This is a genomic window from Candidatus Thiodiazotropha sp. CDECU1 (genome assembly GCF_963455295.1).
Classification (GTDB): Bacteria; Pseudomonadota; Gammaproteobacteria; order Chromatiales; family Chromatiaceae; genus Thiodiazotropha.
Map to the genome: position 1 here is coordinate 4,436,099 of NZ_OY734020.1, position 19,135 is coordinate 4,455,233.

The 19,135-nt window shown below is 51.1% G+C and carries 18 protein-coding genes; 6 read left to right on the forward strand and 12 right to left on the reverse strand.

Going from position 1 to position 19,135, the window contains the following annotated elements; all coding sequences use genetic code 11:
- The first annotated feature begins 1 nt into the window (after position 1).
- Both R2K28_RS20225 and R2K28_RS20230 read left to right on the forward strand, forming a co-directional pair.
- Positions 2 to 973: a DUF58 domain-containing protein gene (locus R2K28_RS20225; RefSeq protein ID WP_316367323.1), complete on the forward strand. Its 972-nt coding sequence runs from the start codon at positions 2 to 4 to the stop codon at positions 971 to 973.
- Positions 957 to 2,939, forward strand: a complete 1,983-nt coding sequence (locus R2K28_RS20230; protein ID WP_316367325.1) for a transglutaminase TgpA family protein — start codon at positions 957 to 959, stop codon at positions 2,937 to 2,939. The genes R2K28_RS20225 and R2K28_RS20230 overlap by 17 nt, the downstream gene beginning before the upstream one ends.
- Positions 2,940 to 2,946: 7 nt before the next feature.
- Here the strand turns inward: R2K28_RS20230 and R2K28_RS20235 are convergent, their stop codons facing one another.
- The 6 genes from R2K28_RS20235 to rpmH form a co-directional block, all read right to left on the reverse strand.
- Positions 2,947 to 3,183 (reverse strand): YdcH family protein, encoded by a 237-nt coding sequence (locus tag R2K28_RS20235; protein ID WP_316367327.1) that lies wholly within the window; start codon positions 3,181 to 3,183, stop codon positions 2,947 to 2,949.
- A gap of 126 nt (positions 3,184 to 3,309) precedes the next feature.
- Entirely contained in the window at positions 3,310 to 4,656 is a 1,347-nt protein-coding gene (mnmE, locus tag R2K28_RS20240) for a tRNA uridine-5-carboxymethylaminomethyl(34) synthesis GTPase MnmE (protein WP_442871411.1), read from the reverse strand.
- 15 nt (positions 4,657 to 4,671) lie between these two features.
- Positions 4,672 to 6,336 carry a membrane protein insertase YidC gene (gene yidC, locus R2K28_RS20245; protein WP_316367329.1) on the reverse strand — a complete coding sequence of 555 codons (1,665 nt, stop codon included), beginning with the start codon at positions 6,334 to 6,336 and terminating at the stop codon, positions 4,672 to 4,674.
- Positions 6,329 to 6,565 (reverse strand): membrane protein insertion efficiency factor YidD, encoded by a 237-nt coding sequence (yidD, locus tag R2K28_RS20250; protein WP_316367331.1) that lies wholly within the window; start codon positions 6,563 to 6,565, stop codon positions 6,329 to 6,331. Before yidD ends, yidC begins: the two co-directional genes overlap by 8 nt.
- Positions 6,550 to 6,915 carry a ribonuclease P protein component gene (rnpA, locus tag R2K28_RS20255; protein ID WP_316367333.1) on the reverse strand — a complete coding sequence of 122 codons (366 nt, stop codon included), beginning with the start codon at positions 6,913 to 6,915 and terminating at the stop codon, positions 6,550 to 6,552. Before rnpA ends, yidD begins: the two co-directional genes overlap by 16 nt.
- 14 nt (positions 6,916 to 6,929) lie before the next feature.
- A complete protein-coding gene (gene rpmH / locus R2K28_RS20260; protein ID WP_108276448.1) occupies positions 6,930 to 7,064 on the reverse strand; it encodes a 50S ribosomal protein L34 in 135 nt (44 codons plus the stop codon).
- Positions 7,065 to 7,328: 264 nt separating this feature from the next.
- Between rpmH and dnaA the strand changes: the two genes are divergently transcribed.
- The 4 genes from dnaA to gyrB all read left to right on the forward strand — a co-directional run bounded on the left by dnaA (position 7,329) and on the right by gyrB (position 13,612).
- Positions 7,329 to 8,663 (forward strand): chromosomal replication initiator protein DnaA, encoded by a 1,335-nt coding sequence (dnaA, locus tag R2K28_RS20265; protein ID WP_316367336.1) that lies wholly within the window; start codon positions 7,329 to 7,331, stop codon positions 8,661 to 8,663.
- Positions 8,664 to 8,889: 226 nt separating this feature from the next.
- Positions 8,890 to 9,990, forward strand: a complete 1,101-nt coding sequence (dnaN, locus tag R2K28_RS20270; RefSeq protein ID WP_316367338.1) for a DNA polymerase III subunit beta — start codon at positions 8,890 to 8,892, stop codon at positions 9,988 to 9,990.
- Between the two features lie 35 nt (positions 9,991 to 10,025).
- Complete coding sequence (gene recF, locus R2K28_RS20275) at positions 10,026 to 11,099, forward strand: DNA replication/repair protein RecF (RefSeq protein WP_316367340.1); 1,074 nt, start codon at positions 10,026 to 10,028, stop codon at positions 11,097 to 11,099.
- Positions 11,100 to 11,206: 107 nt separating this feature from the next.
- Positions 11,207 to 13,612 (forward strand): DNA topoisomerase (ATP-hydrolyzing) subunit B, encoded by a 2,406-nt coding sequence (gene gyrB / locus R2K28_RS20280; protein WP_316367342.1) that lies wholly within the window; start codon positions 11,207 to 11,209, stop codon positions 13,610 to 13,612.
- 5 nt (positions 13,613 to 13,617) lie between these two features.
- Here the strand turns inward: gyrB and R2K28_RS20285 are convergent, their stop codons facing one another.
- The 6 genes from R2K28_RS20285 to R2K28_RS20310 all read right to left on the reverse strand — a co-directional run bounded on the left by R2K28_RS20285 (position 13,618) and on the right by R2K28_RS20310 (position 18,950).
- Entirely contained in the window at positions 13,618 to 14,343 is a 726-nt protein-coding gene (locus R2K28_RS20285; RefSeq protein WP_316367344.1) for a lysophospholipid acyltransferase family protein, read from the reverse strand.
- Positions 14,340 to 14,894 (reverse strand): D-glycero-beta-D-manno-heptose 1,7-bisphosphate 7-phosphatase, encoded by a 555-nt coding sequence (gene gmhB, locus R2K28_RS20290; protein WP_316367346.1) that lies wholly within the window; start codon positions 14,892 to 14,894, stop codon positions 14,340 to 14,342. Before gmhB ends, R2K28_RS20285 begins: the two co-directional genes overlap by 4 nt.
- A gap of 16 nt (positions 14,895 to 14,910) precedes the next feature.
- Complete coding sequence (locus R2K28_RS20295; protein WP_316367348.1) at positions 14,911 to 15,246, reverse strand: nucleoside triphosphate pyrophosphohydrolase family protein; 336 nt, start codon at positions 15,244 to 15,246, stop codon at positions 14,911 to 14,913.
- Positions 15,243 to 17,333: a glycine--tRNA ligase subunit beta gene (glyS, locus tag R2K28_RS20300; protein ID WP_316367350.1), complete on the reverse strand. Its 2,091-nt coding sequence runs from the start codon at positions 17,331 to 17,333 to the stop codon at positions 15,243 to 15,245. The genes R2K28_RS20295 and glyS overlap by 4 nt, the downstream gene beginning before the upstream one ends.
- Positions 17,326 to 18,264: a glycine--tRNA ligase subunit alpha gene (gene glyQ / locus R2K28_RS20305; RefSeq protein ID WP_316367351.1), complete on the reverse strand. Its 939-nt coding sequence runs from the start codon at positions 18,262 to 18,264 to the stop codon at positions 17,326 to 17,328. Before glyQ ends, glyS begins: the two co-directional genes overlap by 8 nt.
- Positions 18,265 to 18,500: 236 nt before the next feature.
- Complete coding sequence (locus R2K28_RS20310; RefSeq protein ID WP_316367352.1) at positions 18,501 to 18,950, reverse strand: DUF2780 domain-containing protein; 450 nt, start codon at positions 18,948 to 18,950, stop codon at positions 18,501 to 18,503.
- Positions 18,951 to 19,135 lie beyond the last annotated feature (185 nt).

A 19,135-nucleotide genomic window follows, 5' to 3' on the forward strand; every position in this document is an offset into this window, starting at 1 on the left:
GATGGCAGCGATAACCCAGGTTCACTGGCTGAAGAACTTGCGTCGCCGCGCACGACCGGAATCCCGTGGCAGGGTGCGAATTGCAGCGCGCAGCATCTATATTCTGCCAACCCGACAGGGAATGCTGTTGGCCCTGCTGTTGCTATTGATGTTGGCTGGCTCCATCAACTATGGCAGTAACCTGGGACACTTGATGACCTTCCTGCTCGGTGGTATCTGGCTGGTAACCATCCTTCACACCTGGCGCAATCTACTCGGTCTGTCGATCCAGCCAGGAGAGGCGGCTTCCGTTTTCGCCGGTCAGACCGCCGACTTTTCTCTGCGTGTGAAGAACGACAGCACTGCCTATCATTATGGGATTGCCTTAAGGTGCAAAAAGCAGTTTGCTGACACGGTCGATATCCCAGCCAACTCAATCACTGAGCTGCACATACCCATAAAGACCGAACGGCGCGGATACCTGCAGATACCGGAAATCATCATTCAGACCAGCTATCCACTCGGTCTTTTCAGGGCCTGGAGTTATGCCCAACTCGACCAATCTTGTCTGGTCTACCCCAAACCTGCCACTCAGGGCGAACCACCGACCCAGGCTGTCTACAGTCACAGCGACTCAGGCGACAGAGGCGTAGGCGCTGACGACTTCATCGGCTTGCGAAGTTATCGGCTGGGGGATTCTCCTCGGCAGATCGATTGGAAGGCCCAGGCCAGAGAGCGGGGGCTGTTGAGTAAACAGTTTGGCGGTGACCGGAGCGAACAGGTGCGTCTCGATTGGGAGCTGCTGAAAGAGTACCCTACCGAACAACGCCTCAGCCTGCTTTGTCGATTCATTCTCCAGGCCGAAGAGCAACAACAAAGATACAGTCTGCAGATGCCGGGGCAGAAGATACCCACCGCATCTGGACCTTTGCACCAGCAACGCTGTCTTTCACTGCTTGCCCGTTACGGCGATGACAATGAAACAACCGGTTGACTACTCGGTAACACCCGCTTTCATGTTAAGGCTCAGCCTGGTGATGGGCCTGGCGCTGTTACCCCACTCAAGCAACATCCCCCTCAATATCTCACTCTATCTTTTACTATTGTTCACTTGGCGTATCGCCAGTCTCCATTGGCACAAACTTCAACCCGGGCAGTGGCTGCTTCTGCTGGTTACATGCGTATCGATATTTGTCGTCTATTCCCGATACCAGACACTATTGGGACGGGATCCTGGGGTTGCCCTGTTGGGAATAATGCTGCTGCTGAAGGTCATGGAGACAAGAAAGCGACGGGATATCTATATCTCGGTATTCATCTCATACTTTGTCGTTGTCACACAATTCCTATATAGCCAATCGTTGGCACTATCCATCTATCTTGTCATCGTGGTTACCGCTCTCACTGCTCTATTGCTGGAGATAAACCGGGTCACGCCTCCACGAAATATTCTGCGCCCGTTCATAAAGACCATACAGATAACCCTGCAGGCTTTACCCATAGCGATCATCCTGTTCATCATATTTCCCCGCATCACACAACCGCTGTGGAACTTTGCTTCTCAATCGGTCGCCAGGACAGGTCTCAGTGATAGAGTCACTCCAGGCTCGGTCAGTGAACTGGTTGAATCCTCGGAGGTGGCTTTCAGGGCACAATTCAAACAGCCTCCGCCACCACCACAGCAACGTTATTGGCGCGCTCTGGTTCTGTGGGATACGGATGGATATAGCTGGTATACAGACAAGCAACAACCGATCGGCACGGACAGCACCAAGTTGATCATTTTGGATCAGCCAATCAAGTATGAAATTTTCCTGGAGCCACATGATGAAGAGTGGCTGGTCGCCCTTGATGTTCCCCTTGAAGCACCAGCCCGAAGCAGACTGAAGCATGACTTACAGTTAATTTACAGCACAGCCGTGACTACTCCTAAGTCTTACACTCTGCACTCATCGACCCGGTATGGTATGTCTGACCTCTCATCAATACTACGTCAAAGAGGATTGCAGCTTGGTGAGACGGTGACGGATCAGCAACGTCAACTGGTCGCTCAATGGCGCACAGAAGCACAAACCGATACACAGGTAGTCGAACAGGCATTGCGTTTCTTCAACACAAATCCTTTTATCTACACGCTCTCACCACCAACATATCGAGACAATCCCGTTGAAGAATTTTTATTTGAGGGTAGGGCCGGTTTCTGTGAACACTACGCCACCAGTTTCACGCAATTGATGCGCATTGCCGGCATTCCGTCACGCTTGGTACTGGGTTATCAGGGTGGCGAGTACAATCAGCTCGGAGACTACTTTATCATTCGCCAATACCATGCCCATGCCTGGTCGGAGGTGTGGCTGGAAGGAAGAGGCTGGGTAAGAATAGACCCCACCGCGGCGGTCGCCCCGGAACGCATAGAATACCCCTTACGCATGGCTTTCGGCGAAGAGGGTGCGCCGGCCATGTTCGAGATAGATGGTAGCGGTCTGGCTGCATCCATGCTACGCCAGTTCACCCATGCCCTCGATAGCGTTAATATCCAGTGGCGTCGGTTGATCATCGGTTACAGCAGGGAACACCAATTCACCCTGATGCGTAATTTTGGATTTGACGCTTATAGCAGCGTCCGCTGGAGTTTGATCACCGCGGGATCGGTGGCGATTGTCTTGTTGGTTGTGGTGTTGATAATCATCCGCCAGGGCAGGTTGAGGCTCTCTCCCACACAACAGCTCTATCACCGTTTCTGTAAAAAGCTCTCCCGCCTGGGTATCCGGCGTAGATCCTATGAAGGCCCCATGGATTTCGCAACCCGGGCTGCCCGCCAGCGACCGGATCTGGCCAGCCAGATCATGGCCATCATCGGCCTCTATATCAAATTGCGCTACGCCTCACAGGGGAGTGACGCTGAACAACGGCGCGCATTCGCCCGACAGGTTCGTCTGTTCCGTCCACGACGGAGATGAAGATCAATCAGCCGTGTAAAATGGCATACAGCCTGTCTTTCAATAGTACCCGCCGTTTCTTCATCTCCTCCATATGGAAATCGGAAACCGGATTGTGCAACTCCTCGAGATTACGGATATGTGCATCCAACCAGTCATATTCGTCCATCAGGTTATGGAAGACATCATTGCTGGCACGCAACTCCGCAATCTTGTCGGCATATTCCGGGAATTCATGTAGTAGATCATGGGATTCACCCAGCATGGTTTTACTCCTCTTATATTGTCACTCTATTGCACCACAGATAGCACTGCCTATGCCACGCCTACAATGTGCTCGGTCAAAAAAAATCGGTTTATTCAAAACTGGATCCATACCTGGCCAAGGACCTCATTTACCGATACAGAAACTACTGAAGATCCGTCCTAGAAGGTCATCCGCGGTAAATTCGCCGGTAATCTCCGCTAATGATTGCTGTGCCAACCGAAGATCTTCAGCCAACAATTCACCCGCTCTATCCCGTTGCAGACTCAACGCTCCCTGGCGAAGATACTCGATGGCTCTCTCCAAGGCATCCAGATGGCGGCGTCTGGCGATAAAGTCCCCTTCACCCAGGTGCTGGTAACCTACGCATTGTATGAGATGGGCTCTAAGCAGATCTATTCCCTCGCCTCGGGTGGCGGATAGGGCAATCTCAATCCCAGACTCATCCTCATTGAGTCGCGGTGAACTGCCTGCAATATCAATCTTGTTTCGGATCAGGGTTACAGGAACACCATCCGGCAATTGGTCTCTGTCCACGGCCAGGTGTTGCGGATCCGTATGGTCGTCAAACACCCACAGTACCCGGTCAGCCAGCTCCATCTCATGTTTCGCCCGGCGAATGCCCTCCGCTTCGACCGGATCATGGCTATCGCGCATACCCGCGGTATCGATAATGTGCAGGGGCATGCCCTCAATGGTGATACGTTCGCGCAACAGATCCCTGGTGGTTCCCGGGATGTCGGTGACGATGGCGGCTTCGGCACCGGCCAGGGCATTCAACAAACTCGATTTGCCGGCATTGGGCCTGCCCGCGATAACCAGGGTCAATCCATCTCTCAGCAGTCTGCCACTATGGGCGCTCTGCCGCGTGTCGTTAATCTCATCGAGTATAGTATGTAAGCGTTCACTTACGTTACTGTCAGCGAGAAAATCGATCTCCTCTTCGGGAAAGTCGATGGCTGACTCGACGTAGAGGCGGAGTTCGATCAGTGCCTCAACCAGCTTATGTATCTTGTCTGAAAATGCCCCTTGCAGGGTGCGGGTGGCCGATCGGGCCGCCGCTTGACTCTCCGCATCGATCAGATCCGCAATCGCTTCGGCCTGCACGAGATCGAGTTTACCATTCAGAAAGGCCCGTTCACTGAATTCACCAGGACGGGCCAGACGTGCACCATGCTGAAGGATCTGTTGCAGCAGCAGATCCAAAACCACCGGCCCGCCATGGCCCTGGAGTTCCAGCACATCTTCACCGGTAAATGATTGGGGATTGGGGAAATAGATGGCCAGGCCACTGTCGATGGTATTGTCATGCTGATCCCGAAAGGATCGCAGAGATGCCTGCCTGGGCGGCGGAACCGAACCCAACAACAGCTCGGCAATCCTACCGCACTCAGGTCCGCTTATGCGGACTATGCCGACACTGCCGCGGCCTGGCGGTGTGGCGATTGCCGCGATGGTATCAAGCGGCCGCATGCTCAGGCTGAGAAATCAGCTTGCTGCTTGTTCGATCTTGCGCGTGATATACCACTGTTGAGCAATCGAAATCAGATTGTTGACCACCCAATAGAGCACCAGACCTGCCGGGAAGAAGGCAAAAAATATGGTGAACACAAACGGTAGTGTCATCATGATCTTCGCCTGCATCGGATCTGGCGGTGCCGGATTGAGCTTCTGCTGCACGAACATGGAGACACCCATGATCAATGGCAGAATGAAATAGGGATCTTTTTCCGACAGACTTTCAATCCACAGAATCCATGGGGCCTGGCGTAACTCCACACTCTCCAGCAGAACCCAGTAGAGCGCTATGAAGACAGGTATCTGAACCAGGATAGGCAGACAGCCACCAAGGGGATTGATCTTCTCCTTTTTATACAGCTCCATCATGGCAGCCTGGATACGCTGCTTGTCGTCGCCATAACGATCCTTGATCGCCTGTATCCTTGGCGTGAATTTGCGCATGTTTGCCATCGACTTATAACTGGTTTCAGACAGCTTGAAGAAGGCCGCCTTTATCAGCAGGGTAAGAATGATAATCGCCCAACCCCAGTTGCCTACCCAGTTATGGATGGTCTTCAATAGCCAGAAGATAGGCTTGGCGATCACAGTCAACCAGCCATAATCCACCGTCAGTTCAAGACCCTCGGCTATAACCTCCAACTGGTCCTGTAATTTCGGACCAATGTAGAGCTGGCGGGTCAGGGTCGCAGTTTCACCGGCGGTTACGGTTACTGTTGGGGAGTAGCTGCCGATCAGGTACTTTCCACCCGAGAGTGCATTGGTATAGTAGTGCTCCACCTGATCTTTGGGTGGTATCCAGGCACTCAGAAAATAGTGCTGAATCATAGCCAGCCATCCCTGATCCGTCTCGACGTTGAGCTTTTTCTTCGCCATTTCGTCAAAGTCCACCTTTTCATACTTATCCTTCGGGTTGTAGTAGACACCCCCGGTGTAGGTATAGGTGGTGAAACCGTTGCCATCACTGCTTGGCTCCATCCGCTGCAGCTGTCCATAATCCCTCGCCGCCCATCCAGCAGTGGATTGATTATCAATCAGATATGAAACATCGGAAAGGTAGCTGCCACGCCGAAATATGAACTGTTTAGTGATTTCAATGCCGTCGCCGCTCGACCATGTGAGGGGAACGATCAGCTCGTCACTCCCATCCCCCATTTTGTATTGGCCCTGTTGTGCCTGGTAGATTGCCTCATGGTTGGGCGCTTTGCCCTCCTCGCTGCCGATCAGGCCGGATTGGGCAATAAAGATATCAGGTTCCCGAGGCGTTAATAGCTCAACCTTTATATCAGGCTGATCCAGGGATTCGGGATAATCAAGCAACAGCGCCTTCTGCACCGTGCCGCCCCGTGTCGATATCTCCACTTTAAGCAGATCTGTCTCGACTCTTACAATCTGCGCCTGAGCCGATCCGGCAGATGCAACAGCAGTGTCCGGACCGGCGGCAGCCGGCAGTTCAGCCTTGACCTCAACTGACGGCACAGCTGCCGAGCTCTCCACGACATCGGGAGTTACCGAAGTATCCGTTGTCTGCGGCTTGGCTTGACTCTTGGGACCATAGTCCTGCTGCCAGGCCTGATAGAGCAACAAACCAACAAAGGCGAGAACAAAAAATAGGATCAGTCTTATATTATCCATGAAACTGCTTTCTTCGGGGTTCAGGTACGGGGTCTACTCCGCCTTCATGCCAGGGATGGCAACGGGAGACACGCTTGATAGAGAGCCACAGACCTCGCACTACTCCGTGCTTTTCCAGGGCCTCCAGGGCGTAGGAGGAGCAGCTAGGATAGAAACGGCAATGTTGTCCTACAAACGGGCTCAGAATCGTTTGATAAAGCTTGATCAGTGAAATCACGATGCGGCGCATTGTTCCACCATCTTTTGCCAATGTTGTCCAAGGGAGTTCAAACACTGCCTATTCTCGGCATTTACAGCGCCATGTCTAGAGACAACCACCAGATCGCGTCCAGCCAACAGTCCCTGGTTCAGTCTGAAACTTTCCCGAATCAAACGTTTAATGCGATTTCTATCCACGGCTCTGGGACTACTTTTTTTGGAGACCGCCAAGCCGAGTCGTGCATAGCCATGCCGATTGGGTCTGGCAAGCACCAGAAATAACCTATCCGATGAGCGCTGCCCGTCATTAAAAACCCGACGATATTCGTCGGGCTTGAGAAGTCTGCAACGACGGGGAAAATTCCCTTCGGAGGTTGGCAAGGAGCGTATATATATTAGAGTGCCAGGCGGGCGCGACCCTTGGCCCGGCGTGCCTTAAGCACTTTGCGGCCATTACGTGTTGCCATGCGTGCGCGAAACCCATGGGTACGCGCTCTCTTCAGATTACTGGGTTGAAAGGTTCTTTTCATAGCTGTCTACCGGTAGATCCGCCAATAAATCGAAAATAATTTTTGGTCGAAAAAAAGACGCGTAGCCTAGTCCTAAACACCCTTCCCTGTCAATAGACAATCCACTTTAAAAAAGTCGACGCCTAATCCTAATCGGCTATAGATAACTGCTCCGACCAGAGGTAGACTTGACAGTTCAAAATGGTATGGCCAGAGGGCGTTTCAGAGCCGGTTGGCTGGTTTCAAAATCTATCACAACTCATCCAACGCTGCTGGAGAGAGAACTTGAACCTTTGGCAACGATGTTCCGAACATCTTGAACAGGTGTTATCACCGCAACAGTTCAACACATGGATACGCCCACTACAAATCGTTGAAGACCAAAACCACCTGAAACTCCTGGCACCTAACCGGTTCGTTCTAGACTGGGTACGCAATCACTACTTGGACACTATTCAGGATCACCTGAATAGTTTGTGTGATGGTAATCCTCCCACCGTCAGGGTGGAGATCGGCAGCAAAAGGAGACCGGCACAAAAGCAGAGTGATCTGGTTATACCAAATAAACTTTCCCAGTCAGATGAGAAGACCCTCTCGACAAACAGCAATCTAAACCAAAGTTTCATATTCGATACCTTTGTCGAGGGCAAATCTAATCAGATAGCACGCGCTGCCTCGATGCAGATTGGCGAGAATCCCGGAAAGGCATACAACCCACTCTTTATCTATGGTGGTGTAGGTTTGGGAAAGACTCATCTCATGCATGCGGTGGGAAATATGATGCTGAAAAAGAACCCGCAAGCACGCGTGGTTTATCTCCATTCCGAGCGATTCGTTGCCGAGATGGTAAAGGCATTACAGCACAACACCATCGAGCAATTTAAAAAACGCTATCGCTCTGTCAATGCCCTGCTCATCGATGATATTCAGTTTTTCGCAGGTAAAGAGCGCTCTCAGGAAGAATTTTTTCACACCTTCAATGCACTGTTTGAATCTCAGCAGCAGATTATTCTCTCCAGCGATCGCTTTCCAAAAGAGGTAAGCGGCCTGGAGGAGCGGCTAAAATCGCGATTTGGATGGGGTCTGACCGTGGCCATCGAGCCTCCGGACCTTGAGACCCGGGTCGCCATACTGCAGAGCAAGGCGCTTCAATTGAACATCGATTTACCCAATGAAGTTGCCTTCTTCATGGGTAAGAGAATCCGCTCCAACATCAGGGAATTGGAGGGTGCTCTGCGCAGGGTCATCGCAAACTCCACATTCACTGGTCGAGAGATAAACCTGGACTTTGCCAAGAACGCCTTGCGTGACATGCTTGCCGCCCACGACAAGCAGATCACTATTGAAAATATACAAAAGACTGTTGCAGAGTATTTTCAAATCCGCACATCTGATCTAACCTCTTCCAAGCGAAGCCGATCAATCGCCCGCCCAAGACAAATTGCCATGACACTTGCGAAGGAGCTGACAAATCACAGTCTTCCGGAGATTGGCAACGCCTTCGGTGGAAGAGACCACACAACAGTCATTCACGCCAACCGCAAGGTGAAGGAACTTCGTGAGAGCGATCCGCGAATTTCAGAAGACTATTCCAATCTGTTGAGAACCCTCAGCAGTTAATGTGGATAAATTGTTGAGAAAATCGGGTAATATTGAAGTGTCATTCTATCCACAATTCATCAACAGTTAATGGGCAGCAAAAGAATAGATGAAAACACACAAAAAAATGAAAAAAACATTTAAAAAACATATAGATATAGACTTATACACCAGAAGTGACGGGGCCTAATAATAATAATAATCTTAGACTCTTAAAAAGAATTAATTAAATGCTGAGTGGATAAACATGAAGATAAACACAGATAGGGAAACCCTGCTCGAACCTTTGCAGAAGATTGCAGGTGTCGTAGAAAGACGTCAAACACTACCTATACTGGCTAACATTCTTGTCAATGCCGGAAATGGTTTAATCCAACTCACAGCCACAGATCTGGAAGTCGAGTTGAAAACTGAGGCCAAGGTAGAATGTGATGGTGAAGCTGATTTCACCTTACCAGCACGAAAGCTGCTCGATATATGCAAGGCCCTTCCAGAGTCTGCGCCAATAACCCTGAATGTCACAGAAGACAAAGTGCGCCTGCAATCAGGCAGAAGCCGGTTCTCTCTCAGCCTCCTCCCTGCTCGAGACTACCCGGTCATAGAACCGACTCCGAGTAACAATGTAATGTCGATTAATGAGAATACACTTAATCGATTAATTGAAAAGACACAATTTGCCATGGCACAGCAAGATGTTCGTTACTACCTCAACGGCATGCTGTTCGAGATCAGTAAAGGTGATATACGCACAGTCGCGACAGATGGCCACCGACTTGCCATGAGCCAGATAAAGAAATCGGCCCCTGAAGAGATAAATCAACAGATCATACTTCCGCGCAAGGCAGTCATAGAGTTGGGTCGATTACTCTCAAACAGTGACGATGAGATCAAGATCGAGATGAGCAACAGCTACATACGGGTATTGCTGGAGAAAGCTGTCTTCACTTCAAAACTCATCGATGGCAGATTCCCGGAATATCAACGAGTGATGCCGACAGGATCGGACAAGGAGGTAGAAGCAGATAAGACCAGTCTTCGCCAGTCACTGACACGCGCATCCATTCTGTCAAATGAAAAGTACAGAGGTATTCGCTTCGAATTAAAAGAAAATCTGTTGCAGCTGCAGGCACACAATCCGGAACAGGAGGAGTCAGAGGAAGAGCTTGAAGTGAAATACAGTGGCGATGAGTTGAAAATAGGCTTCAACGTTGGATATCTGCTGGATGCCATCAATGCCATAGCAGAGGACTCGATCATCATAGAACTCAAGGATACGAACAGCAGTGCATTGATATATGGGAAGGATAACGATGAAAGCCGATATGTGGTGATGCCGATGAGGATCTAGAGATAACATAGAGATCCAGGCAAAAAACAGACACATTGCACATAGAACAGATAAAAATTGAGAACCTGCGAAACATAGAGCACGCAGAAATCTCACCCAATAAAAAGCTGAATATAATCACCGGCAACAACGGCGCTGGAAAGACCACGCTCCTAGAATCCATCTATCTACTTGCCAGGGCACGCTCATTCAGACAGCAGAAGCGCGGCCAACTGTTAAAAGAAGGCAAAGACCATCTCAATCTTTTCACAATATTAAAAAGTGTGGATAGAAGCAGACACCAGATAGGTCTGCAGAAAACAGTTAAAGAAACTGTAATACGCAAAGATGGAGAGCAATTGAAGAAACTCTCTGATCTGGCAAAGACCATACCTTTAACAATCATCACGCCAAACATTCAACGCATCATTGAAGAAGATCCAAAGCACAGGCGCCGACTCATCAATTGGGGTATGTTCCACGTGGAACATGAATATGGAGATCTGGCCAACAGGTACAAAAAGGTATTGGTGCAACGAAATAGAGCTTTGCGTGGATCTATCGAGCAAATCAAGGTCTGGGATAGACAACTGATAGATTTGGGAGAGGAGATAGATCGTCGTATGCGAGCGTACACAGATGTGTGGAACCAAAATCTCCAGGAGATTGTGTATTCAACAGATCTGATTCCACCCATATCAATAGAACTGAAACAGGGCTGGAAAGAGCAATCATCCTTGGCAGAGGCCCTGGAAAGAAGTAGCAGAATCGACAGAGAGCGTGGTTTTACCAGCTGCGGTCCGCAACGATCAGATTTGAGAGTTTTACAGGAAGGTCGAACTATAAGGAACATCTTCTCAAGAGGTGAAACAAAGATCACCGCGATTATCCTGCTTTTGGCGCAGACTAAGATAATCGGGCAGAGAAGGGGGGAGAGTCCTGTATTGCTTGTGGATGACCTGCACTCTGAATTGGATTCAGATCATTATAATCGACTGCTATCTCTCATAATCAACCAAAACCTTCAAAGTTTTATTACCTCTCTAAACTTTCAGCCATTGAAGGATTTTAACCAGCCTGGTGCTTGCGGAATGTTCCACGTGGAACATGGTGAGGTTAGCGCACAGTAGTGTGAGTGGTTTGAAAGGATAAATGGTTCGTAAGGAGCCGTGAATTGTAGGTATAATAGAGCGTTGTATCCGGTTTTCGCTGTTACAGATCTTTGCATGGACATTATATGAGCTACGATTCGTCGAATATCAAGGTTTTGAAGGGTTTGGATGCTGTACGCAAGCGTCCTGGTATGTATATCGGTGATACCGATGATGGTACTGGCCTTCATCACATGGTTTTCGAGGTTGTCGATAACTCTATCGATGAGGCCCTCGCAGGCTACTGTAATGAAATCAAGGTCACTATTCACTCGGATCAAAGTGTAACGGTTAGTGATAATGGCCGTGGCATACCGGTAGATGAGCATTCGGAAGAGAAAAAATCTGCGGCTGAGGTCATTATGACGGTGCTGCATGCCGGGGGTAAATTCGACGATAACTCCTACAAGGTGTCTGGTGGACTGCATGGGGTGGGTGTCTCTGTGGTCAATGCCTTGTCCGAAGAGCTCAAACTCAAGATCCGCCGGCAGGGAAAGATCTGGACCCAGATCTATAAGCACGGCGTTCCCCAATCCGATCTGGAGGCCATTGGAGAGACTGAGAGGACAGGTACCAGCGTTACCTTCATGCCGAGCAGTGGTACCTTCACCAATATCGAGTTTCACTACGATATTCTGGCAAAGCGCTTAAGAGAGCTCTCTTTCCTGAATTCCGGTATCAAGATCATCTTGAAAGAGGAGGCTACGGGCAGGGAGGATATCTTTAAGTATGTGGGCGGCATACTTGCATTTGTGGAACACCTCAACCGGAATAAGTCGCCGCTGCATGAGAAGGTCTTCAGTTTTTGTGATGAGCGCAACGATGTCTCTGTAGAGATCGCGATGCAGTGGAATGAGTCGTATCAGGAGAATATCTTCTGCTATACCAACAATATTCCCCAGCGGGATGGCGGTACCCATCTGGCGGGGTTTCGTGCGGCATTGACCAGAACCCTCAATCAATATATCGAGCAGACAGGGTTATCAAAAAAGCAGAAGGTGAATACCTCTGGTGACGATGCGCGGGAAGGTCTGACAGCTGTCCTCTCCGTCAAGGTGCCGGATCCCAAATTCTCATCCCAGACCAAGGACAAACTGGTCTCTTCCGAGGTGAAGGGTATAGTTGAGACACTCCTTTCTGAGAATCTAAACAACTATCTTCTGGAGAATCCTGCAGAGGCTAAGAACATAGCAGGTAAGATGTTGGAAGCCGCTCGTGCCAGGGAGGCTGCGAGAAAGGCGAGGGAGATGACCCGTCGTAAAGGTGCCCTGGATATAGCCGGCCTGCCGGGTAAGCTGGCCGATTGCCAGGAGAAGGATCCCGCGCTCTCCGAGCTCTACCTGGTGGAGGGCGACTCAGCCGGTGGTTCTGCCAAGCAGGGCAGGGACCGGCGTTTTCAGGCTATTCTGCCCCTGAAGGGGAAGATCCTGAATGTTGAAAAGGCCCGTTTCGACAAGATGCTCTCTTCTGCTGAAGTTGGAACCCTGATTACAGCCCTTGGATGCGGTATCGGCAGGGAGGAGTTCAATGTCGATAAGCTACGCTATCACCGGGTCATTATCATGACGGATGCGGATGTGGATGGTGCTCACATCCGCACCCTGCTGTTGACCTTTTTCTATCGTCAGATGCCGGAGTTGATCGACAGGGGACACATCTATATCGCCCAACCACCCCTCTACAAGGTGAAAAAAGGCAAACAGGAACAGTATCTGAAAGATGATCAGGATCTGAATAACTACTTTCTCCAGAGTGCCCTGGACAATGCATCCTTGATGGTGACTAAAGGTGCGCCGCCCCTGGCTGGTGAGAGTCTTGAAAGCCTGTCCCGTGCCTTTCTTTCGGTTATGGCCAGCATCCAGCGTCTCTCCCTCAGATATGACGGTGTGTTACTGGAAAAGTTGATTTACATGCCGAAAGTTGATGAGTCGATGATCGAGGAAGAAAAAGAAATTACCATTTGGATCAAGGAGTTAGAGTCAAGACTCAATACTGATCTGGGTATTTCAGAATCCTGTACATTAAAGCTGGTAGATGAAACCTATGCCGATGAAGCTGGCATCTTGCTGACTCGCAAAATACACGGCATTGGTAACGAACACCTGATCCCATTCGATTTTTTCAGCAGTGTTGAATACCGCAAGATTGTCGAATTGGGCAGCCAGTTGAGTGGACTGCTGAGCGATGATGCTGTGGTCAAGCGGGGGGAGAAGGAGCAGCCTGTCATAAGCTTCAAACAAGCCCTCGACTGGTTGATGGCAGATGCCAAACGCGGACAGCATGTGCAGCGCTATAAGGGTCTTGGTGAGATGAATCCCGAACAGCTGTGGGAGACCACCATGAACGCCGACAGCCGACGCCTGCTGCAGGTCAGCATCGAGGATGCGGTTGCTGCCGACCAGATCTTTTCCACCCTAATGGGTGATCAGGTGGAACCACGCAGGGATTTTATCGAGACCCATGCGTTGACCGTTGAAAATCTAGACGTTTGATTTGATTATTGGTCCCAACGCTTGGGCAGGCTATCCACGGTGGATTCGATCCACTCCTCAGCTCTCTTGTTGATTTCGGCGGCTTTGATACCTTCGGTCTCTATGATGGGGCCGATACGGACGTCAATTGTACCCGGATACTTTCTGATATCCCGCCGACGCCAGAACACCCCAGCATTATGCGCCACCGGGAGTACTGGATAACCAGACTTTTCTGCCAATAGCGCACCGCCTATACCGTAACGCTTACGTGTACCAGGCGCGACCCGTGTTCCTTCTGGAAAAACAAATACATTCTTTCCGGTTTCGAGGCGCTGTGTGCCCTGTTCTATGATCTGATCCACGGCCTTGCGACCCGACTTGCGATCGATGGCGATGGGTTTGAAGTAGACCATGATCCAACCCATGAAGGGTACAAAGAGAAGCTCTCGCTTCAATACCCACGACTTCGGTCCTGGAATAAGACTGACGAGGGCTATTGTTTCCCAGGCAGACTGGTGTTTGGCAAAGATGATGCAGCTCCCTTCAGGGACATTCTCAGTACCCTGTAGGCGATAGTCCAAACCGCATATATGCTTCAATCCCCACAGATTCACTCGGCTCCAGCTATGGTCGAACAGATGGATACCGTTTTTCGGCAAGGCCCAGCCAATCAGGGTGCCGACGGTAGCCAGGGTGATGGTAGTGACCAACAGCAGGATGAAATAGATAATCGATCGGAAGAGAATCATTTGTTTGCTTTGTGTTGTTCGATCAACGCTTCGGTTACGCTGAAGAGATCTTTGTATACAGGGACTTGAGGATATTGAGCTTGGAGTTTTCCGAGCTCCTTTTCACCCTTACCGGTGCGAACCAGGATTGGTTTTGCCTGGACCCTGATTGCAGCCTCGATATCCCTCAAGGAATCACCGACTATGGGTACATCCTTTAGTGATTGCTGGGTACGTTGACTAATCTCTTCATAGAGCCCGGGTTTTGGCTTACGGCAAGGGCAGTCGTCATCCGGACCGTGTGGGCAAAACAGTACAGCCTCTATGTGTCCGCCCTCGGCTTGCACGGCGGAGGTCATTTTCTGATGGATCGCATTCAATGTCTCAATATCGAACAGGCCGCGGGCGAGCCCCGATTGATTGGTGGCCACAAAGACCCGGTATCCCGCCCTGCTGAGTTTGGCGATAGCCTGTAGGCTGCTTTCAATGGGAGTCCATTCCTGGGGATTCTTAATATATGCATCCGAATCCTGATTGATAACGCCATCTCTATCAAGAATAATGAGTTTCATGTAAGTAAGCGCTTACTTATTCCGTGTCCCTGAATTCTGAGACACGTATGCGGCCATTGATCATGCGAGACTCCCGACGCTCCAGTTTTTCCATTTTGTCCCAAAATGCCTGATTGAGATCGAACTCCCCAGCAATGGCGGTTCCTATCACCAGAATGAGTAGATCCGCAACCTCTTCCGCCAAAGCCTCCTTGCGCTTGCCCTTGGTGACACAGCTGGAGATTTCGCCAAGCTCCTCCGCCATCAATGCGATCCGGTAGGTCATCTCTTCGCCACCGGTATCCTTGAAACGGTGCTTTGCATGGAATGCCGTCACCGCGGTCAGCATCTCCTGATAGGAATCTCGATTCATGAGTGGCCATCCTGGAGCTGCAGACGTGAGATGTCAGCAACGCTAAGAAACAGGCTCTCCAGCTGTTTTAGGAGGGTAAGACGATTGTTGCGCAAAGTGGCGTCTTCACTCATCACCATCACCTGATCGAAGAACAGGTCCACTGGCTCCCTGAGGTCTGCAAGTAACTGTAACCCCTGGGTATATTCACCCCGTTCGAACAGAGGTTCAGCCTTGGGCGTGAGTTCATCAAGTTTCATGGCAAGGCTACGCTCGGCATCATCCTGAAAGAGTGAGGGATCGGCGCGGTCTTCCAGTGGCTCGCTACTCTTTTTCAGAATATTGCGTATGCGTTTGTTGGCGGCGGAGAGGCTTTCCGCTTCCGGCAATTGGCTGAAATCACTCATGGCCTTGATTCGCAGATCAAAATCGGCCAGGTTGCTGGGCGCTACCTCGGCTACAGCCTGAAACAGATCCACACTCACACCAAGATCGATGTAGATTCCCCTGAGCCGATCCATCATGAAGTGGTAAACCTCGCTCACTACATCTTTGTCTGTCAGTCTGTCCGCCATCGATTGAGATACTGTTTCCAGTGTCTCTAAGATATCGATCGTTAGTGAGTGCTCACGTACGATGCGTAGGGCACCGAGTGCGGTACGTCTCAAGGCAAAGGGATCCTTGTCACCGGTCGGTTTCAAACCGATGCCGAAGATACCGACAAGGGTGTCGAGTTTTTCAGCCAACGATATGGCGATACCGGTTTTTGTCTGGGGCAACTGGTCACCGGAAAAACGCGGCATGTAGAACTCATCCAAGGCTTGAGCCAACTCAGGGTTTTCACCGTCGCGAATAGCCTGGTAGCGCCCCATGACGCCTTGCATGGATGGAAACTCACCGACCATGTTGGTCATGAGATCACAGCGACTCAGGAGACCGGCACGATAGGCGAGGTCGGGATCGCCCTGGACTGCATTGGCGATCTGTTTGGCTAAACTGGCCACCCGCTCGGATTTGTCATACATGGAACCAAGCTTATTTTGGAACACGACCTGCTTCAGGGTTTGCAGGTGATCCTCAAGTCTGCCTTTACCATCCTGTTGCCAGAAGAACATGGCATCCGCCAGCCTGGGGCGAATCACTCGTTCATTGCCTTGCTGGATGATTTCCGGTTTCGGGCTTTCGATATTGGCGATGGTAATGAATTGGTTCATCAACTCGCCGTCACCATTGAACAGGGGAAAGTATTTTTGATTCCCTTTCATGGTGGCGACCAGGGCTTCCTGGGGTACCTCGAGAAAGCGCTCCTCAAAACTGGCTGATATGGCGACCGGCCACTCATTGAGCGCCGTCACCTCATCCAGCAGATCCGGATCGAAATCGGCCTTGGCACCGAGGGCGGTTGCGCTCTTCTCAATCAAGCTGTGTATCTTTTCCCTGCGCGACTCAAAACTGGGAATCACATGTCCCAAGTCTTGCAGTACCGAGGTATAGTCTTCCGGATTGTAGATGGTGATCGCCGCCGGATGATGAAATCGGTGGCCGTAGGTCAGCCGATCGGCCTTGGCATCGAGTATTTCGCAGGAAATCACCTGGTCCCCATGAATAAATGCCAACCAGTGTACCGGGCGCACGAATTGTGCCTCTGAATCACCCCAGCGCATGCGCTTGGGTATGGGCAGTTTGTTCAATGCCTGAGTTGCGATCTCTGGCAGAAGTTCGGCGGCCGGCTTGCCTGTCTCATGTATCTGATAGCTGAGCCATTCGCCCTTGTCGGTTTCAAGGCGTTGCAGCTGATCAACCGTAGTTTGGCAGGATCTGGCGAAACCCTCCGCGGCCTTGGTGGGATTCCCATCTGTATCGAAGGCGGCATTGACCGCAGGCCCCCGTCGCTCGATTTCACGATCGGGCTGGCGCAAGGCGCAGTCGTGGATCAGCAGTGCCAGGCGACGTGGCGTGGCATAGCTTTCGATCTCGGTATGCCCAAGATTGGCCTGGGCGAGTCCGGCGGCAAAATTTTCCCTGAGTGATTCCGATAGCTGTTTCAACGCCTTCGGGGGTAACTCCTCGGTACCGAGTTCGAACAGTAAGTGGGCGTGATCAGCCATTGGCGGCCTCCTCTGTCGCCTTCAGCATAGGAAAGCCAAGTCGTTCACGGGCATCATAGTAGGCTTGGGCCACATCCCGGGCCAGACCGCGTACTCTGAGGATATAACGCTGACGCTCGGTGACAGAGATGGCGTGTCTGGCATCCAGCAGATTGAAGGTGTGAGAGGCCTTTAGAACCTGCTCGTAGGCCGGTAGCGGGAGGCCCAATTCGATAAGCTTCTTCGACTCTTTCTCGCACTGGTCAAAGTGGCCGAACAGATAGTTAACATCGGCATGCTCGAAATTATAGGCCGATTGCTCAACTTCGTTTTGATGGAAGACATCGCCGTAGGTAACTATACCCTGGGGACTTTCGGTCCAGACCAGATCGAAGAGACTCTCCACACCCTGCAGGTACATGGCAATGCGTTCCAGGCCGTAGGTGATCTCCCCGGTCACAGGGCGACAATCCAGACCGCCGACCTGTTGGAAGTAGGTGAACTGGGTCACCTCCATGCCATTCAGCCAGACCTCCCAGCCCAGGCCCCAGGCGCCGAGAGTGGGTGACTCCCAGTTATCTTCAACGAATCTGATGTCGTTGGTGTTGAGATCTAGCCCGAGCATCTCCAGGGAGCCAAGGTAGAGCTGCTGTATATCCTTGGGAGAAGGCTTCAGCACCACCTGGTACTGATAGTAGTGTTGCAAGCGGTTCGGGTTCTCCCCATAGCGACCGTCGGTGGGTCGTCTCGAGGGTTGCACGTAGCCGGCATACCAGGGTTCTGGGCCGATGGAGCGCAGAAAGGTGGCCGTATGAAAGGTGCCTGCGCCCATCTCCATATCATAGGGTTGCAGGATGACGCAGCCCTTTTCCGCCCAATAGTGTTGTAAAGCGATAAGCAGATCCTGAAAGGTCCTGATCTCGCTTCGATTCGTTTCTGTCACTTGATTCACATCGAAACCCCGATTGATGAGGTAGAAAACCGCGTAAGTATAGCGATGCTCTTAGTCAATGGCTAACCCGGTTCAGTTTATCAGCCATCACCTTGGAGCTGTCATTCAGTGGTGATGCATCGACGGAGGGATGAGAGGAGTGTCTGGGATATAGTTGGCAGCCACTGGCCCCTAGACAGGTTATGAGGAATAGAGGGCCAGTGCTCGTGGTGACGATAGAACTATGCGGAACGCGGTTATAACCCAAGTGCCCCCTGCATCAGTTCCATGACGGTTCCACCCCCCGCCTGCTGCAGATAATCGAGCACGATGGGCGTGAATTGACCGATCATTTCCGTAGAGAGGCCAAGGGCACTGAAGGATGAAGCCAGGGATGCCAGGTTGCCCAGGCCGCCCTCACCTCCCAGCATGGATGCCACCGCGCCGGCGCCTGCGGAAGATTCATCCAGGGCCGGGGCCGCTGCGAGCAGGCTGTCCATATCGGGTACCGCAGCGGCGATCTGGGAGAAATCCTCGCTGGCCAGGCGGCCTTTTGCCAGATTGAATAGCGCCCCGGCACCACCTGCCGCCTGTTCAGTGGTAATGCCTAGTTGGCCGGTCAAACTCTCTAAAAGAGTATCGGCGGATTGGGCTGTGGTAGCGGCTAAAAGCAGGCACGAGAGAAGGATATTACGTATGACTTCCATGGGGATCTCCAAATTCTGATCTGTGTTTACGATGTTTCCAGATCAATTCAGGTGTTAAAATAGCGTCATTATATCCCCAAATCCTGCGTAGACTTTTTTACCTTTTTGTAAACTATTGTGAGGCAATCATCCCACGTACCCCGTCACTAGTAGGGTATAATGCTGCACTTTTTGAAAACAGATAT

What these genes read in the sequence shown, in the direction of transcription:
- R2K28_RS20225 (WP_316367323.1), top strand. Translation starts at nt 2, where the DNA reads ATGGCAGCGATAACCCAGGTTCACTGGCTGAAGAACTTGCGTCGCCGC.
- R2K28_RS20230 (WP_316367325.1), top strand. Translation starts at nt 957, where the DNA reads ATGAAACAACCGGTTGACTACTCGGTAACACCCGCTTTCATGTTAAGG.
- R2K28_RS20235 (WP_316367327.1), bottom strand. Translation starts at nt 3,183, where the DNA reads ATGCTGGGTGAATCCCATGATCTACTACATGAATTCCCGGAATATGCC.
- mnmE (WP_442871411.1), bottom strand. Translation starts at nt 4,656, where the DNA reads ATGCGGCCGCTTGATACCATCGCGGCAATCGCCACACCGCCAGGCCGC.
- yidC (WP_316367329.1), bottom strand. Translation starts at nt 6,336, where the DNA reads ATGGATAATATAAGACTGATCCTATTTTTTGTTCTCGCCTTTGTTGGT.
- yidD (WP_316367331.1), bottom strand. Translation starts at nt 6,565, where the DNA reads ATGCGCCGCATCGTGATTTCACTGATCAAGCTTTATCAAACGATTCTG.
- rpmH (WP_108276448.1), bottom strand. Translation starts at nt 7,064, where the DNA reads ATGAAAAGAACCTTTCAACCCAGTAATCTGAAGAGAGCGCGTACCCAT.
- dnaN (WP_316367338.1), top strand. Translation starts at nt 8,890, where the DNA reads ATGAAGATAAACACAGATAGGGAAACCCTGCTCGAACCTTTGCAGAAG.
- gyrB (WP_316367342.1), top strand. Translation starts at nt 11,207, where the DNA reads ATGAGCTACGATTCGTCGAATATCAAGGTTTTGAAGGGTTTGGATGCT.
- R2K28_RS20285 (WP_316367344.1), bottom strand. Translation starts at nt 14,343, where the DNA reads ATGATTCTCTTCCGATCGATTATCTATTTCATCCTGCTGTTGGTCACT.
- gmhB (WP_316367346.1), bottom strand. Translation starts at nt 14,894, where the DNA reads ATGAAACTCATTATTCTTGATAGAGATGGCGTTATCAATCAGGATTCG.
- R2K28_RS20295 (WP_316367348.1), bottom strand. Translation starts at nt 15,246, where the DNA reads ATGAATCGAGATTCCTATCAGGAGATGCTGACCGCGGTGACGGCATTC.
- glyS (WP_316367350.1), bottom strand. Translation starts at nt 17,333, where the DNA reads ATGGCTGATCACGCCCACTTACTGTTCGAACTCGGTACCGAGGAGTTA.
- R2K28_RS20310 (WP_316367352.1), bottom strand. Translation starts at nt 18,950, where the DNA reads ATGGAAGTCATACGTAATATCCTTCTCTCGTGCCTGCTTTTAGCCGCT.